The 16,584-nt window shown below is 54.4% G+C and carries 16 protein-coding genes; 5 read left to right on the top strand and 11 right to left on the bottom strand.

What is annotated here, in order from left to right; genetic code table 11:
* Positions 1 to 41: 41 nt before the first annotated feature.
* Positions 42 to 449, bottom strand: a complete 408-nt coding sequence (locus tag HV127_RS19180; protein WP_182237971.1) for a hypothetical protein — start codon at positions 447 to 449, stop codon at positions 42 to 44.
* Between the two features lie 426 nt (positions 450 to 875).
* Between HV127_RS19180 and HV127_RS19185 the strand changes: the two genes are divergently transcribed.
* On the top strand, positions 876 to 1,229 hold the full coding sequence (locus HV127_RS19185; protein WP_182237973.1) for a DUF1294 domain-containing protein: 354 nt from the start codon (positions 876 to 878) through the stop codon (positions 1,227 to 1,229).
* Between the two features lie 47 nt (positions 1,230 to 1,276).
* Here HV127_RS19185 and HV127_RS19190 read toward each other — a convergent pair whose 3' ends face one another.
* The gene (locus HV127_RS19190; protein WP_182237975.1) at positions 1,277 to 2,161 is read right to left on the bottom strand and encodes a LysR family transcriptional regulator; all 885 of its coding nucleotides are present in this window, start codon (positions 2,159 to 2,161) and stop codon (positions 1,277 to 1,279) included.
* 97 nt (positions 2,162 to 2,258) lie between these two features.
* Between HV127_RS19190 and HV127_RS19195 the strand changes: the two genes are divergently transcribed.
* A complete protein-coding gene (locus HV127_RS19195) occupies positions 2,259 to 3,314 on the top strand; it encodes an SDR family oxidoreductase (protein ID WP_110273619.1) in 1,056 nt (351 codons plus the stop codon).
* A 120-nt stretch (positions 3,315 to 3,434) separates the two neighbouring features.
* On the top strand, positions 3,435 to 4,262 hold the full coding sequence (locus tag HV127_RS19200) for an aminoglycoside phosphotransferase family protein (protein ID WP_182237977.1): 828 nt from the start codon (positions 3,435 to 3,437) through the stop codon (positions 4,260 to 4,262).
* Between the two features lie 71 nt (positions 4,263 to 4,333).
* Here HV127_RS19200 and HV127_RS19205 read toward each other — a convergent pair whose 3' ends face one another.
* Positions 4,334 to 4,723, bottom strand: a complete 390-nt coding sequence (locus tag HV127_RS19205; protein WP_110273617.1) for a tautomerase family protein — start codon at positions 4,721 to 4,723, stop codon at positions 4,334 to 4,336.
* A gap of 4 nt (positions 4,724 to 4,727) precedes the next feature.
* Positions 4,728 to 5,030 carry a carboxymuconolactone decarboxylase family protein gene (locus HV127_RS19210; protein WP_182237979.1) on the bottom strand — a complete coding sequence of 101 codons (303 nt, stop codon included), beginning with the start codon at positions 5,028 to 5,030 and terminating at the stop codon, positions 4,728 to 4,730.
* A gap of 100 nt (positions 5,031 to 5,130) precedes the next feature.
* On the opposite strand from HV127_RS19210, the gene HV127_RS19215 reads away from it, so the two are divergent.
* On the top strand, positions 5,131 to 6,015 hold the full coding sequence (locus HV127_RS19215; RefSeq protein WP_110273615.1) for a LysR substrate-binding domain-containing protein: 885 nt from the start codon (positions 5,131 to 5,133) through the stop codon (positions 6,013 to 6,015).
* 61 nt (positions 6,016 to 6,076) lie between these two features.
* Here the strand turns inward: HV127_RS19215 and HV127_RS19220 are convergent, their stop codons facing one another.
* Both HV127_RS19220 and HV127_RS19225 read right to left on the bottom strand, forming a co-directional pair.
* Positions 6,077 to 7,861 carry a diguanylate cyclase gene (locus tag HV127_RS19220; RefSeq protein WP_182237981.1) on the bottom strand — a complete coding sequence of 595 codons (1,785 nt, stop codon included), beginning with the start codon at positions 7,859 to 7,861 and terminating at the stop codon, positions 6,077 to 6,079.
* Positions 7,862 to 7,941: 80 nt separating this feature from the next.
* Positions 7,942 to 9,129 (bottom strand): HD domain-containing phosphohydrolase, encoded by a 1,188-nt coding sequence (locus HV127_RS19225; protein WP_182237983.1) that lies wholly within the window; start codon positions 9,127 to 9,129, stop codon positions 7,942 to 7,944.
* A gap of 307 nt (positions 9,130 to 9,436) precedes the next feature.
* Here HV127_RS19225 and fraE point away from each other — a divergent pair, with 307 nt between their 5' ends.
* A complete protein-coding gene (gene fraE / locus HV127_RS19230) occupies positions 9,437 to 10,480 on the top strand; it encodes a fructose-asparagine asparaginase (protein ID WP_182237986.1) in 1,044 nt (347 codons plus the stop codon).
* Between the two features lie 39 nt (positions 10,481 to 10,519).
* Here fraE and fecE read toward each other — a convergent pair whose 3' ends face one another.
* From fecE to fecA, 5 genes are read right to left on the bottom strand one after another with little or no spacing between them, the layout of a single operon-like run.
* A complete protein-coding gene (gene fecE / locus HV127_RS19235) occupies positions 10,520 to 11,287 on the bottom strand; it encodes a Fe(3+) dicitrate ABC transporter ATP-binding protein FecE (RefSeq protein WP_182237988.1) in 768 nt (255 codons plus the stop codon).
* Positions 11,288 to 12,244 carry a Fe(3+) dicitrate ABC transporter permease subunit FecD gene (gene fecD / locus HV127_RS19240; RefSeq protein ID WP_182237989.1) on the bottom strand — a complete coding sequence of 319 codons (957 nt, stop codon included), beginning with the start codon at positions 12,242 to 12,244 and terminating at the stop codon, positions 11,288 to 11,290.
* Entirely contained in the window at positions 12,241 to 13,239 is a 999-nt protein-coding gene (gene fecC, locus HV127_RS19245) for an iron-dicitrate ABC transporter permease FecC (RefSeq protein ID WP_182237991.1), read from the bottom strand. Before fecC ends, fecD begins: the two co-directional genes overlap by 4 nt.
* Positions 13,236 to 14,138 carry a Fe(3+) dicitrate ABC transporter substrate-binding protein FecB gene (locus tag HV127_RS19250; RefSeq protein ID WP_182237993.1) on the bottom strand — a complete coding sequence of 301 codons (903 nt, stop codon included), beginning with the start codon at positions 14,136 to 14,138 and terminating at the stop codon, positions 13,236 to 13,238. The genes fecC and HV127_RS19250 overlap by 4 nt, the downstream gene beginning before the upstream one ends.
* 58 nt (positions 14,139 to 14,196) lie before the next feature.
* Positions 14,197 to 16,527 (bottom strand): TonB-dependent Fe(3+) dicitrate receptor FecA, encoded by a 2,331-nt coding sequence (gene fecA / locus HV127_RS19255; RefSeq protein ID WP_182237995.1) that lies wholly within the window; start codon positions 16,525 to 16,527, stop codon positions 14,197 to 14,199.
* Between the last annotated feature and the right edge of the window lie 57 nt (positions 16,528 to 16,584).

Genomic DNA, 16,584 nt, shown 5'->3' on the forward strand with positions numbered 1-16,584 from the left:
AAAAAGGCTGAGCAACCTGCGGCCTTCACGTCAGTTTCTTGCTATTTAGTTTGCCACATTCGATATTGTCCCCATGCTCCCTGCTCTGTTACATACTCCTGAGGCGTTCCATCGGCAACAATATCCAGTGTTTTACGCATTCCCATACTCAGCGTAGTGCACTCATTACTCACTTTTAATTTATGCGGCCCATTATTAAGATATGCGCTCACGAACTGGTTTTGGCGCAAGAGCGCGACATCTTTACCATCAATAGAGATTAAAAACTTACATGTACCGCCGCTAGCGCTGGCAATAAATTGTTTATTTCTTGTTATTGTCACTTTTGTTTGCGGATGAGCGCTATTCGGCTTTACGACTTCCTGGTTTAGTATTTTTTCTGCCGGGCCATATGGTCTTGCGCATCCGGTAAGACCAATAACGGCGAGTGCCAAAACTATTTTTTTCATATACCTATTCCCATAAGTAAAAAATCAAGCCAATCCTATCAAGAGTGAGCAAAGCAAAAAATGATTAAACAGGCAATAATTGAGACTGTTCATCGGTAATGACAAAAATCCTGAAGGGGATAGCGATTTGCGATAATCCTAATTGAGTTACAGCATAGTGTGGCAGGTTTAGTTGGTCAGTTGCTAAAAATATGTTCTTAAAGGGGAGGCCGAATTTCTGAGTCTGGTTCCCAGAAGTATCTTTTCATGAATAATGTACTTTCTTTGCTCATAACAGACAAAGCTATACTGTCACCAAGCCCTTGAGGACCGTGAAATTTTCTCAATAGCCCTCTATTTCTGATTCATAGCAGAAGTTTCTTTTAGCGATCTATATTGAGTATAATTCGATTCCAGGACTTTCTGATAACTGCCGTGGCTACCGATATGAATCTCAATCGCTTCTGTTATTTACTCCTGGTCATCGCGGCGGTTGGAAGCCTATTCACCCCGCATTCCTGTGCCATATGGCTTCTGCTCGTCAACATCCTGACGCTGGTTGTTTACGGCGTGGATAAAATGGCGGCACGCAAGGCCTGGCGCAGAGTGCCGGAACTCACCTTGCTGGTATTTGGGGTTGTGGGAGGGTGGCCTGGCGCGATAGTGGGTCAACAACTCTTTCGCCATAAAACGCAAAAGCAGCCATTTAAAACCTACTTTATCATCAGCGTGATATTGAATATCTCAGCGATGGTTGCGGTTTACCAGTTTGATCTGTTTTCTCCTTTTTCCGCTCCCTGAATATTCACAGAGTTTTCTTTCACAGCGGTAGCCGCATGATAAATGTTTCAGATATTCCCGGTTATCTCAGGCAGTAATTGTTCGATCGCACTAATAATGCTTCTGACTCTCTGGGGGATAAAGCGGGCATCGGGATAGACGGCATAGAGGAAACGGTCAGGTAACCGCCAGGCGGGTAATACAGGAACCAACGTACCCGATCGTAACGCCCTGGCCGCGAGCGGTCGCTGCATGCCGCCGATACCGATGCCTGACTCCAGTGCCTGTAACAGCGCTTCACTGGTGTTGGCTCGGAAAACGGTATTGACCTTCACATCGATAGTCTCATCAGCAGAGATTAAGCGTAGCGGTGCTTCCTGTGCAATGCCGCTGAACCGTACATAAGGAAGTCCAGTCAACTTGCTCACAGCATCCACGGGTTTAAAGCCGGGGGCAGCAAAAAGCGCCGTTTCAATGCGCGCCAGCACGCGCGCTGCGTGTGTCTGCGGGGGCTCACTGCTGAGGCGCAGCGCGACATCAACCCCTTCAGTCACAAGGTCAGCAACGCGGTCATCAAGTGAAAGCGTAAGATGCAGCTCTGGATTCGTGGTCTGAAGCGCCAGCAGATGTGGCAAAAAGATCTGGCCCAGACCGCTCGGCAACTGCATATGTACCTTGCCTTGCCATAGATGGTCGGGGTTCAGTCGCCTCTCGGCTTCCCGCATGGCCTCCAACAAAAGCTGCATATCACGTCGATAGATTTCTCCCTGTTCAGTCAGCGCCATTACTCGCGTTGTTCGATGCAGTAATACCACGCCGAGCTCCTCCTCAAGCGCGGCAATCTGCTGGCTGACCGCCGATTGTTTGATACCGCTCTGACGGGCGGCCGCAGAAAAGGAGCCTGCTTCAGCCACGCGCAAGAAGGTGGCAATCGCATTGAGCTTATTGTTCATTTAATGATTTTTCTTATAAGTGTCATCAGTTTCATGGGATATGTGTGAAAAAAATAATATATCACACTGTATCTGTCACCTTCTCTGGAGAAGCACCATGAATAAGATGCAGCAACAAAAGGTCGCGCTGGTTGCCGGCGCCAGCGGGATTGTGGGTAGGCAACTTGTCAAAACGCTCCTGCACAATAAGTGGGAGGTTATCGGCTTGAGCCGCCAGGCGTCATCCCACCCTGATGGCATTCCGATAATCAACGTCGACTTATTGGATGCACAGCATAGCGCCCAGAGACTGCAATCCCTCTGCGGTATCACCCATATTTTTTACAGCGCCTGGATGAACGCTGCGAACTGGACAGAAATGGTTGAACCGAATGTCACCATGCTGCGCAACCTGGTGAGTAACATTGAGAAAACGGCCCCGCTACAGACCGTAAGCCTGATGCAGGGCTACAAAGTCTACGGCGCGCATCTTGGGCCATTCAAAACCCCAGCGCGCGAAAGCGATCCTGGCGTACCCGGCGCGGAATTTAATGCTGCTCAACTCGCATGGCTTAGCGATTTTCAGCATGGAAAAACGTGGCACTGGAATGCCATCAGGCCGGGCGTGGTGGGTAGCGCAGTGCCCGGTAATGTTATGAACCTCGCTTTGAGCATCGCTCTGTATGCGTCTTTGTGTAAGGCGCAGAATTTACCTTTGCGCTTTCCCGGATCGGAACAAACCTGGCACAGCATCGTTGATCATACAGATGCCGGATTGTTGGCGGAGGCGACGCTGTGGGCAGCAACCTCGCCGATGGCAGAGAATCAGGCATTTAACGTGAATAACGGTGACGTCTGGCGTTGGAGCGAGTTGTGGCCGCATATCGCGCGCTGGTTTGAGCTGGAATGCGCCCCGCCGGTCAGACTGTCATTTCACCAGTTATTTAAGGACTATCGCGCACAATGGCGCGAACTTGCCGGGAGCAGGCTGGTGGAAGCGGACATCTTGCAGCTAAACGACGGGAAGTTTGCCGATTTTGTGTTTAGCTGGAATTACGACATGTTTGGTGACGGTAGCAAATTGCGTCGGGCAGGCTTTACTCGCATGCAGGCAACCGACGACATGTTTTTCAGCCTGTTCGCGCAATTGAGATCCGCGTGTATTATCCCCTGACAAGGTATTACGCAGCAGATTGCAGCTAATGCAGGCGCTCGCTGAGATGAGGGCCTGAATGTGTCTGGACGGCGCAGTGAGGGGCTAGAAAATGACAATAAGAATTTTAAAGGAAGCGTGATGGATACAGACAAGTTAAGTTTCTGGTTGAATCGTTGGGATCTCATCGCGGACGGCAACCCATTTATCACGCATACCTCAAAGCTACTCCCGGTTAAAACAGCAGCACATGGTATTAAGGCCATGCTGAAAGTGACTGATGATGCGGATGAGCAAACCGGGAATGCACTCATGACATGGTGGGAAGGTAACGGTGCAGCAAAGGTTATTGCGCATGAAAACGAAGCAATTCTACTCGCCCGGGCGACAGGCTCTGCGTCACTGGCAACGATGTCGAGAAAAGGTCAGGATAATGAAGCCTGTCGCATTTTGTGTGCCACGGCTAACAGGCTTCATCGCCCCTCCACGAGACCATTTCCCCGGTTAACAACTCTGCATGAGTGGTTTTCTGCACTAAAACCAGCAGCTCTGAAATATGGTGGCACCCTGACAATTTGTGCGGAGACCTCAGAAGAATTGCTTTCGTCTCCACGCGATATCGTTGTGTTACATGGTGACTTACACCACGGTAATGTGCTCGATTTTGAGACGTCTGGCTGGTTGGCGATCGATCCAAAAGGGCTCATAGGTGAACGAGGGTTCGACTTTGCCAATATTTTCACTAACCCGGATCTTGATAATCCAGTGCCGTGTGTAGCGACGGTTCCGGAGATATTTAAACAACGACTAAGTATCGTTACCGAGACGGCGGGCCTGGACAGAGAGCGCCTTCTCAAATGGATCATTTCATGGTGCGGGCTATCAGCAGCATGGTCCCTCGAAAGTAACGGCGATGTATCGACAACATTAAAAGTCGCTGAGTTGGCAATTATTGCACTTGAGCAGTGAGCAGAAGCTCAACCTGACCTGCATTCGGCGCGCAAAAACTGCCAGCGACTGATATCCCTGGCGCGTTACAATCATAACCCCTCTTCAGAGAGCATCAGTCCATTGCTGAAACTCCACTCATCGGCGGTATTGAACTGAATGATCACCATGACATCATCCGGATTAATACCCAGCGCCGTATGCAGCTGCTCACATAGCGTGCGGCAGAGGTTTTTCTTCTGCTCGAATGCGCGAGGTTTACCTGCCGTGATATGGAACTGAATGAAATTGTCGCTGCGGCCACCGCTTTTATATTGGCGGTCGAACACATGCAGGTTCGCAGGTAGCCTTTCGAAAACCTGAAAGCGATCATGAGGTGGAACGGCAAATTCTCTCTCAAGGCTTTGTTGCAGAATGTCGGAAATCTGCGTTATTTGCGCGTCGCTATAACCCTGATTCAGAGTGATACGAGTGAAAGGCATCTCGTTAATCCTCTTCCAGGCATTCAAAGGCGGAAACCGCTGCAGGCCAGCCCGCGTAGAATGCCAGATGGGTGAAAACCTCAACGATTTCTTCACGGGTCACGCCATTTTGCTGGGCGAAGCGGATATGCCAGGGTAACTGCTGAACGCGGCCAAGTGCGGTCAGCGCTCCCAGCGTCACTAAGCTGCGCTCGCGTAGGGAAAGCGGTTCTCTTTTCCAGATATCATTAAAAAGTACATCCCGGCTCAATTCAGCCAGCTTCGGTGCGACGCGGGCCAGGGTTTCACGATCAAGGGATTTCGTCATCGTTCTCTCTCCGTATTGACAGTGAAGTCATTCTGGCGCGATATTTCGATCCTGAAAATTGAATTATCCGCGACTATCCATCCCGTATTTCAGGACGATAATGAATAAGCTTCCTCTTACGCTCGACCTCGACGCACTGCGCAGTTTTGTAACTGGCATTGAGTGCGGCAGCTTTGCGCAGGCAGCAAATCGCCTCTGTCGTTCAACCTCGGCGGTCAGTGCACAGCTGAAAAAACTGGAGCAACAGTGCGGCACCGAACTGGTGGTAAAGAAAGGTCGCCACCTGGAGCTGACCCATCATGGCGAGATAATCATGGGGTATGCCCGTCGTCTGCTGGTGCTAAATGATGAAGCGCTGCGGGCCCTGAATGGCGAACTGTTACAGGGTGAAATACGTATTGGTATGCAGGAAGATTTTGGCGAATCGCTTATGCCCGGAATACTTGGCGAGTTCAAGCGCCACCATCCGGGGATGCGAATGATTGCCCGCGTTGATCGCAACCGGGCGCTGCTCGAGGCGCTCAATAACAACGCGCTTGATATGGCGTTGCTCTGGCAGCCGGAGAGCGCACAACGTGACGGCAAATTGATTGCTCAGTGTCCGCTGGAGTGGATAACGCACCCACAACTGGACATCGGCACGCTGCTGGCGCAGGGCAAGCCGTTGCCGCTGGTGATGCTGGAAAGCCCGTGCCTGATGCGTTCCCGTGCCATTGATTGTCTCGACCGTGCCAACATCGCCTGGCAAGTGGTGTTTGTCAGCCACAGCCTGAGCGGTATTTGGGCAGCCTTGCAGGCGGGGCTTGGCATTACCGTGCGTACCCGTATCGGAATGCCCGGCAACTTGCGTGTGGCGGGAAGTATGCTGCCATCGCCGGGGAATCTGGGGATTACCCTGGCGCAGGGGCCGGGAAACGATGCCATTCATGGAGCAAGGGCGCTGCTGGGACAACTGATGGAAGAGACGCTATTAAATGCGATGTAAGCGCCATTCGACAGCGTCTCTGTGCAGCATTAGCGGGAGGAGAGGGGGCTAAGAACGCCACTCACTCCGTTTTTAACATCCCAAAGCTCACAATCCTTGAACGCCCCAGCTCTTTTGCCCGGTAGAGCGCCGCATCCGCCGCGCGCAACAGGCTATCGCTTTGGGTATGCTGCGGGTAGCTGGCGATGCCGATGGAGACATCAACCTGACCCATCTCAGCCAGTCCATAGCGTAAGGTCAGCAGATGTACGCTGTTATAAATATCGGTAGCACAGGCCATAGCGGCCTCTTCGTTGGTTCCGGCCAGCAGCACGAGGAACTCTTCGCCGCCGTAGCGGAAGGCCATCCCGATATCACGCACTGCACGCTGGATGATCGCGGCGACGCTTTTAATCACCAGATCGCCCGCCTCGTGGCCGTAATTATCATTGATTGCCTTAAAGTGATCGATATCGATCATCAGACAACTTAGCGGCGTACCGTTGCGCACGGCCAGATTCATCTGCGTGTGCAGAGCATCGTCAAGATGATGGCGGTTACGCAGTCCAGTGAGCGAATCGAACAGCGCTTTTTCCAGTAGCGCGTTACGTAAACGCTGGTTAGCCAACGCCAGCCCCAGCGCTTCCGCCATCAGTTCGAGATAGGCGCGAGAAGGGGCTGTGGAAGGGGTTACGTTGCGAAATGAAAGCAGGCCAATGGCTTCGCCCTGGGCAATGAGCGGCACGCACAGCGATTGGTTAGCCTGCGCTTGCGGCAGGTGGTAGCAGGCAATGTCTGGTTCGCCATTTACCGGTGGGTGGCTCAGCCCGCGCCGAACGGCCCAGCAGTTGTCGGGATGGAAAACAAGAGGTTCATCCGGCGGCGACAGCCACTGCGCGACGCAGCGCATCTGCCAGGGATCGGTATCGAGGATATAGAGTCGGCCGGGGATCTCAGGGGCGATATTCGGCGCGAACAGCTCAGCAACCTTAATGACATCCTCGAACGACTCGCAGCCTTGTAGCCGCTGAGTCATCCGCGCCAGCAGTTCCCGAATTGCCCAGTCGGCATCGCGCTCTTGCTCAAGTCGCTGCCGCGCAAGACCGTTTTCGCGGAAGATACGAATCGCCTGGGCCATATCGCCAATTTCATCTATCTGGGTAAACTGCGGCGTTTCGACGGCGTAGTCCTGGGAAGCCAGTCGCTGCACGACATCGCTCAAGCGCACGACAGGATATAACACCCGGCGTTTGAGAAGAAAACCCAGTACAAACAGGAACATCAGCGCCGTCAGCCCCACCATCACCTCGGAAAGGGTTCGCCAGATGCGCGATTTCTCCGTGGCCTCGGAAATGGTTTTATTCACCCGGCTTTCAAGCATCAGGCGAAAATGGTCAAGCTGCGTCTGCACCTGCTCAAGTTCTTGCTCGTAGGGAACGCCGTACAGTAAGTTTACCGCCTCTTTCTCTTCCCCTCGATCGGCATGCGCCAGGGCCGTTTGCTGTTCATCCTGCAATTCATCGGCTTTCTGCAAACCATCACGCAATAGCGCCAGCTCTTCAAGCGTCGCGCCATTGTCCCTGAGCTTTTCCAGCCGATGTTCAATCGCAGTTATTGCCTGAGCCTGTTGCCGATACTCCCGTAAAACATCCGGATTTTTTCTGACGATATACAGCCGGGCGAGGTCTGAAAGCTCCCAGGCTCCGTTCTCAACTTCTTCACTAAGTTGATCGAACTGTTGACGCTGTTCAACGGCGCGACGTTCGGCATTGTCCGCGCTGGAGGCCATCAGCATTGCGATGCCTGAAGCGAGGGTCAGGGCGACGGTGATCCCGTAGGCCCAGTTGGTCATGGTGGCGATTCTCACCGGATATATCCTTGCGTGCAGATGAATTAATTATATTTTTTTATAACTGCACCCTTGGTTTACCCGTACAGGCCCGACTCTCAAGAGTGCAGTGTGTTAGTAATAATAGCGTGGAGCGCTTTGGCATGCTGGTGCAATACGCGATACACGTCTTTATCCAACGCACCATTTATAACATCAGCCTCTATCAGCTGTAATGCTTGCTGAAGGCTCATTCCGTGGCGATAGGGGCGGTCTTCGGTGAGGGCGGTAAAAATATCGGCGATGGCGATAATTCGGTCCGGGAGCTGCAGATAATCCTCATTAAGATGGAGAGGATAACCGCTGCCATCCAGTTTTTCATGATGATTGGCAGCCCAGTTAATGATCTCGCCAAGTTCGCTAAAGGCGCTAAGCAGTTTACCGGTCATGTAGCTATGCTCACGAACCTGAAGTAGCTCTTCGTCATCCAGTTCACCCTGTTTTTCCAGAATCGCCAACGGGATATAGATTTTGCCAATATCATGTAAATAGCCGGCGATTTCGATTTTTTGGCACTCTAATTCCGGCAGATTTATGTAGGTTGCCAGCATTCGGGATATTTTCCCGACCATCAGACTGTGGCTGGCGGTAAAGCTGCTGTAGGTGTCTACAATTTTGGCGATTAATAAACAGATGTCTTTCAGGCCATCGATATCGATGTAAATAGCGTTAATTGGGCCGATAATCTCCAGCATCCGCTGAATATGCCCGGGGTTAAGATGCAGCCAAAAATGCTCCTTTTGGGCGAGCTGGCATAAGGTCTGGCACAGCTGCGGGTCGATCTCCTGATATAGCGCACGAAATTTATCAATGACAATGTCGGTTTGATAGGTGGTGGCAGTTTTATCGCTGGATAACAGGCGCTCAAAGACGTCGGCAAAATAAACAATATGCTGTTCGAGGCTGCCTCTGTGGCTCGGGCTAAAATGGTGGTCGCGGATAATCGGCAGAATGGGGGCCAGGGTGGCTAACCCATCTAGCATTTCGGCTCCCCGATGCTGATGCGGGTCGTCGAGATTATCTATCGCGTTGAGTGAAGCGATAACCCTTTTGTCGCCCAGCACGCCGATATCGTGCAGCAGAGCGGCGCAAAAAATGGTCTGCTGCTGCTGACGAGACAAACCGGCCGCGAGCGCAAGCTCCAGCGCAATCAGCGCCGTTCTTTGCATATGAAGATGTAATTCAGGGTTAATGATTTGTATGACGCGGGTGGCAAGCATCAATGCTGATTTTAAGGCGATACGCATCGTTTTTCTCCATCGCGTTACCCGAATTGTTTTGGTTCATTTCGCTCATCACAATGCCGATTATGTAACCATCACGCGCTTTATGCCTGTATTACAGAATTCGTTGAATAAGTTGATTCTGATTCAGAATTTTATAGCGCCCATTTTTAGCGCGTCTCTGCACCAAAGTAGCGCCAAGGGTGAATAAAAAATCCTTTTTTGTCTGATAGTTAATCATTTTTATGTTTAAAACAAAAATAAATCCTGGCAAGCCGTTTGCATTAACGCTGTGCGTGTTTGATTAATATCTATTTTGGGATGAGTAATTATGAATTTTAGAGCATTACTGGCCATTGCGTTACTGACAGTGAGTACTTTTGCATTAAGTGAGACGCGCCTGCCGCACATTGTGATCCTGGCGACCGGAGGAACCATTGCCGGCTCGGCGGCCAGCAACACCCAAACGACCGGGTATAAAGCCGGCGCGATTGGCGTACAAACGCTGATTAATGCCGTGCCTGAGATGAGCAAGGTCGCGCGCGTTGACGGTGAGCAGGTAGCCAATATTGGCAGCGAAAATATGACCAGCGATATTATTCTCAAGTTGTCAAAACGCGTTAATGAGCTGCTGGCCCGCGATGACGTAGACGGCGTCGTGATTACTCATGGAACCGATACGCTGGATGAAACGCCTTATTTCCTCAATCTGACGGTAAAAAGCAATAAGCCAGTGGTCTTCACCGCGGCAATGCGTCCGGCAACGGCCATCAGCGCCGATGGTCCGATGAATCTGCTGGAGGCGGTGACCGTGGCGGCTGATCCGCAAGCGAAAGGTCGTGGCGTGATGGTGGTTCTTAATGACCGTATCGGTGCTGCACGTTTCGTGACCAAAACGAATGCGACGACGCTGGATACCTTCAAGGCACCCGAAGAGGGCTACCTTGGTGTTATCGTCAGCGGCAAGCCGCAATTTGAAACCCGGGTGGATAAAATTCACACCGTGCGTTCTGTTTTTGACGTGCGTAACCTTAACGCACTGCCAAAAGTGGTCATTATTTATGGCTATCAGGACGATCCGGAATATATGTATGACGCGGCGATTGCGCACCATGCCGACGGCATTATCTATGCGGGTACCGGAGCGGGTTCTGTTTCCGTACGTAGCGCGGCAGGGATCGAAAAAGCGGAAAAAGCCGGTATCGTGGTGGTTCGCGCCTCGCGTACCGGTAGCGGTGTGGTACCGGTTGATGACGGCCAGCCGGGGCTGGTATCCGATTCGCTCAATCCGGCTAAAGCGCGCATTCTGCTGATGACGGCGCTGACGCAAACTAAAAATCCGCAGGTGATTCAGCAATATTTCCACACCTACTGATTATCCTCAGGTATGGCGCGTTCTGCGCCATACCTCGTATTATTTCACCACGCACATCGGGCGCTGCGATATCGGCTCTGGATGAATCTCTGCCTCCAGGCTGAAGACCTCGCGCAGCATTTCTGGCGTCAGCACCGTTTCCGCTGGGCCCTGAGCCTGCACCTGGCCCCCAGCAAGTACCACCAAATGATCGCAGTAGCGGCTGGCCTGATTAAGATCGTGCAGCACGGTGACCACGGTTTTTCCCATTAGCTGTAGCTCGCGCATCAGCTTCATTAACTCCACCTGGTGATTGATATCCAGCCAGGTTGTTGGCTCATCAAGCAGCACCAGCGGCGTATCCTGAGCCAGCAGTAGCGCCAGAAATGCCCGCTGCCGCTGACCGCCGGAAAGGGCGCTTAGTGGCTGCTCCGCCAGCCCAGCGATGCCTGTTCGTTCAAGCGCGCGCTCAATGCTCTCTCTATCCTGTGTCGAAAGCCGCCCCCATATTGGCAACCACGGGCTGCGACCATAGCTGACCAGCTCGCGCACGGTCACGCCTTCCGGTACGTGATGCTGCTGCGCAAGGAGCGCCAGCCGCCGCGCCAGTTGACGAGTCGAGATACCATTTAAGGTCTGATTACCAAGCCAAATCTCCCCAGCGTCCGGCGTCAGAAGGCGAGAAAAGCACTTCAGCAGAGTGGATTTACCGCAGCCGTTCGGCCCCAGCAGCGCGGTGATTTTCCCGCCCGGTAACGTCAGGTTGAGATTGTTAATAATGCGCTTGCCGTCATAGCCAGCGGTCAGATTTTCCGTTCGCAGTTCCATTTAACGCATTCTCACAAGTAGCCAGATAAACCAGGGCGCGCCAATAATCGCTGTCAGCACGCCTGCCGGAAGCTCCATCGGCGGGTTGAGCGTTCGCGCCAGCAGATCGGCGAGCAGCAGAACCAGCCCACCCATCAGCGCCGAAACCGGCAGTAAATAGCGATGACGTCCACCGAACAGGCGGCGAACAAGATGCGGCACGACGAGACTGATAAAAGCGATAGGGCCGCAGACCGCGACGCTGACCGAGGCGAGGGCGACCGCGAGGGTCAACGCGTAGCCGTTAAGCCAGCGAATATTGACGCCCAAGGTCCCGGCGCGATCGTGGCCCAACGCCAGCAGGTCGAGATCGCGGCTGAGAGCGAAACTCAGCGGTAGCAGCACGGTGAGCAGGGGCAGAGCGACAATCACAAACGAGCCATCTCTGGCCCACAAGCTACCGGTTAGCCACAGCAGCGCGTTATTGATTTCCTGAGGGCGCGACAGTAAAAGATAATCGGTCACGCTGGCCCAGCAGGCCGACAGCGCCACGCCGGTCAGCGCCAGGCGCATTGGGCGGGAGAAACCGGCAAGAATTATCAGCACCGTCATCGCCGTTATCCCGCCGATAAAGGCCAGCAGCGGTAGCCACAGCAGGGACAGGGAGGGTAAAAACCACAGTGCGGCGACCGACGTCAGGCTCGCCGCATGGTTAATGCCCAGAATATCTGGTGAGGCCAACGGATTACGCACAACGCCCTGAATCAGTACGCCGGAAACCGCCAGCGCGGCGCCGATTATCAGCGCCAGCACCACGCGAGGCAGGCGATATTGCATCAGTACGTAGTGATGTTCGCTACCCGGGTGCCAGCCGTCAAGCAGCGCCCGCCACGGCAGCGGGACTGCGCCCATACGCAACGAAAGCACGGTTAACAGCGCCAGAACGAGCAGTAAAAAGCTGACGCGGCGGAGTCTCATCCGCGCCTCCTGACCAGCCAGACGAAACAGGGGGCACCGACCAGCGCCAGCACCGCGCCCGCCGGGAGCTCTCCCGGCCAGGCCAGCGCTCTGGCGAGAATATCCGCTAATAGCATAAATAAAGCGCCCAGCGTGGCGCTCATGGGCAGAAGCGTACGATGATCGTGACCGGCCCAAAGCCGTGCCAGATGTGGGATCAGCAGACCGATAAAGGCGACCGGCCCGGCGACGCTGACGCAGGCCCCGGTGAGTAACAAAGCGGCGGCGTTAATCAGCAGGCGCAGACGGGGCAAGTTCACTCCCAGTGAATGGGCGGCGCTATCGCTGACGTTCAGCAAATTAAGCGCATTGGCCAACAGAAAGACACCGGGAAGAATCAATACCGTAAAAGGCAAAAGCTGCCAGAACTCTGCCCAGCGCACGTGGGAAACGCCGCCAGCCAGCCAGGTGAGAATACCGTATGCGTGATCTTCCGCCAGCAGCAGAGTTATGCGGGTCAGCGCCATGCATAGCGCCGAGAGGGCAATCCCGGCGAGGATCAGCCGATTGCGATCCAGCTCCTGACGCCAGCCGCCGCCAGCGGTCATCACCAGCATCCAACTGATTCCACCGCCGCAGGCGGCAATCAACGCCAACGAAAGCCCGGTCAGCGGTGCCGGGCTGAAGGCGCTGGTCAGCGCCATTGCCAGCGCCGCGCCGCTATTGATGCCCAGCAAAGAGGGAGAGGCCAGCGGGTTATGGGTCAGGGTTTGCAGCAGCGTGCCTGAAACAGCGAGGCTGGCCCCGAGCATCATCGCCACCAGGCTGCGAGGCAGGCGCAGATTAAGCACTAACGCCTGCGCAAGGGGAGGCGTTTTCGGCGCGAGCAAGGCGTGCAGGGCATTTAGCGGCGAAATCGGGATTGCCGAATAGCAAAACAGGCTCAGCCAGAACAGACCGATGAGCGTCAGCAGCGGCAATCCCCAGATAAAAAACGATCGACGGAACGGTCTCATGGTGCGCTATCAACCGCCTGGTGGTGGACGATTTTCACCATATCGCCAGCGATACGCTCGGCGGCAAAGATCCCGCGCATTCTTGCCCAGCTGTTGCTATCGACGGCGGCAATCTGCTGCTTTTGTTGGGCCTGTAATATTTGCCAGAGCGCGTCCTGCTGCCATTTTTTAACGATGCTTTCGGCCCGATAATGGGCCACCAGCAACCACTGCGGATTAATCGCCAGCAGCTGTTCGAGATTGATCGCCGCCATCGGCGCGCCGTTGATCGGCTGCGGAACCTTCAGGCCAAGCGCCGCCAGCACGCTGCCGGTATACGATTGCGTCGAATGAAGATTGAACTGCTGCTCGCGCGAGGTGCCAAATAGCACGCTGGCACCGGCTGGTAGCTGGCGGGCAAACGCTGCCATGGTTTGCCGATGCTGCGCCAGGCGCTGCCGCATCTCTGCTTCTTTGCCAACCGCTTTGCCAATAATCGCCGCCGACTGCAGATTTTCTTCCCAGGTTTCATTGCGTGATTTCAACAACAGTACCGGGGCAATCTGTTGCAGGGAGGCGTAAATGCCGCTATGGCGGCTGCTATCGGCAATAATCAGGTCAGGATACAGGGCGCTGATGGCTTCCAGTGAGGGCTGGGCGCGGGTACCTACCGACTGCCAGGGTTTCAGGCGCGCACGTACGTCCGGCAAAATTCGCGATGGGTCGTTATCATCGGCCACGCCCACCGGGCTGACGTCAATCGCCGCCAGCGCGTCAACAAAGGAGAGTTCGAGCACCACGATCCGCTGCGGTGTCTTATCAAGAGTTAAGATGCCGTGCTCATCCTGCACGGTGACGGCGAATGCGGGGCCTGTCAGGAATAGCAGGCCAAAAATAAACATGCGAACAATGCTAAACATAGTCAACTCCAGCTTGCCGGACAGGGCGCTTGCGCCGCTATCCGGCAACAAACCATCATCAGAATTTCATCGATCCTTGCAGATACAGCGTGCGCGGCTGACCGGCGTAAAGGCCTTTGTTGTTATCGTCGTAAGAGCGGGTGTAATACTCATGATCGAAGATGTTTTTCACCCCCAGCGCGAGGTTGAGGTTGGCCATTTGCGGGCCAAAATCATAGGCCACTCGCGCGCCCCACAGCATATAGCCAGGGATACGCCCGGTGCTGCCGTCGGCGCTCTCCTCCACGGTGTTGGCGTTATCCGCAAACTGGCTGGACTGGAAGTCGCTATTGAGGTTAAACGTCCAACTGCCGGGCTTGTAATCGACGCCAAAGGTGCCTTTGTGTTTTGGCGAGAAGGGAACCTGGTTGCCGTAGGTATCACCTTTTTCGCGGATTTCGGCGTTGACATAGGCATAACTGGCGTAGACCGAGAGGTTATCCAGGGCGGGGGAAAGTTCGCCAAGGTCGTAACGGGTTTGCGCTTCCAGGCCGCTATGACGGGTTTTACCGCGTGCGGTAACCGTGTCGTTAGTCTGGTTGGAGTCGTACTGATTATTAAAGTTAATCAGGAATAGTCCCATCTCGGCGCTCAGCGCGCCGTCGTCGTAGCGGGTGCCGACTTCCCAGGTGCGTGCTTTTTCCGGTTCCACATTGCCGCTTTGCACAGCCTTGCCAATTTGGCTGTACTGTACGGTGCCGAATGAGCCTTCTGTGTTGGCATAGATATTCCAGCTGTCGGTGAGGTGATAAAGAACGTTTAGCGCCGGGAGCGGCGCGTTATAGCTGACCTGCTCGCGGGTGCCTTTTATATTGTTGTCCTGATACGACTCGATGTGCTCAAAGCGCATGCCCGGCGTAATCGTCCAGTTGCCGATATCAATACGGTCGTCGATATACCAGGCGTGGGCTTCGGTGCCGGAGCGGGTATCGCGATCGTACGGGCTGGCGGTGCTGGGCAGCTCGCCGCTGGTGGTCGCGGTGTAATAACGCATCTCGTGGGTCGATTCATTCACATAGCGGTAGCCGACGCCGACTTCATGCGCCGATGGGCCCATCATAAAGCTCTGGCTGTAGCGTGGTTCAATGCCGCGAACCCAATATTCACGTGGCGAGAGGGTAATACGCTTGCCCTGTTCCAGATAACCGCTGCGCAGGGTGTGGGTATAGAACCCCTGAATATTAAATTTATGCTGCGCGTCCGGTTGATATTGGTAGCCAAGACTGGCGAGCTGGCGGCGTCCCCAGAAGCGGTCGTAAGGGCGGGTGGATTGCCAGCGATCGGCGTTATAGTCGGCGCGGGAGAGGCCGCCGGGCATATCGGCTTCGCCGTCGTAGTATTGCAGCAGGCTGTTAAAGGTATGCACTTCGTTGGGCGCATATTTGCTTTTCAGCATCACATCGTCGATGCGTGTCGCGCTGTGTTCGCGCCAGTCGCTGCCGCGGGTGCCGGAGTAGAGCAGGGCGGAGCCGAAACCGTTATCCGCCGTGCCGCCGATCATTAAGTTATGCGTTTCTTTCGGATTGTTTTGCGAAGAGGTAGGGCTGAGTTGCCCCTCAATGCCGCCCTCTATACCGAAATCCTGAGGAATGGCGCGGGTCACGAAGTTCACCACGCCTCCAACGCTTTGCGGCCCATAGCGCACCGCACCGGCACCGCGTACCACATCCACCGCATCCATATTACCGAGCGAGACCGGTGCCAGCGAAAGCTGCGGCTGGCCGTAAGGCGCAAAAGGCACTGGGATGCCGTCCATCAATACCGTGGAACGGCTGGCAAGGCGCGGATTGAGGCCGCGAATACCAAAGTTCATCGCCAGATCGTGACTGCCGGTACCGGTATTTTCCGGTGCATTCACGCCGGGAATTCGGTTCAGAACTTCGCGCATGGTGGTCGCGCCGGTTTTGGCGAAATCTTCCCGGCGGATAACATCACGGGCACCTGCGTGCTCAAAGACATCGTTTTCCCGGGCATCGCCGAGCCAGTCGCCCACTACGGTTAAGGTAGATTCGCTACTGATGGGCGCGGGTTCCAGCGTCCAGACGTTATTACCCAGCGCTTTTAACTGTAATCCGCTACCGTCCAGCAGCGTGTGTAATCCCTGCTCGGTTTCAAAACTGCCGTGCAGGCCGGGGCTGAGCTTACCGCGCGTCAGGCTGGCATCGGCGGAGAGCGTGATGCCGCTGCGGGCGGCATATTGGTTAAGTACGTTGTCTAAATCCCCGGCTGCAATATCAAACTGCGTGGCGGCAAATACCGGCACGGCAGTCAACCCCACTAACGGCAGCAGACTGATACGGATTGCCATCACCAGAGGCAGCGGTTTGCGTAAAACGCGTAAAGGCGTCATGAGTTCTCCATGATCGTTTTTGGTTGTATTCACCTAATAAGTCGAACGAGCAGGGGA

Origin of the sequence: Klebsiella sp. RHBSTW-00215, from assembly GCF_014103785.1 — a bacterium.
Taxonomy (GTDB): domain Bacteria; phylum Pseudomonadota; class Gammaproteobacteria; order Enterobacterales; family Enterobacteriaceae; genus Klebsiella.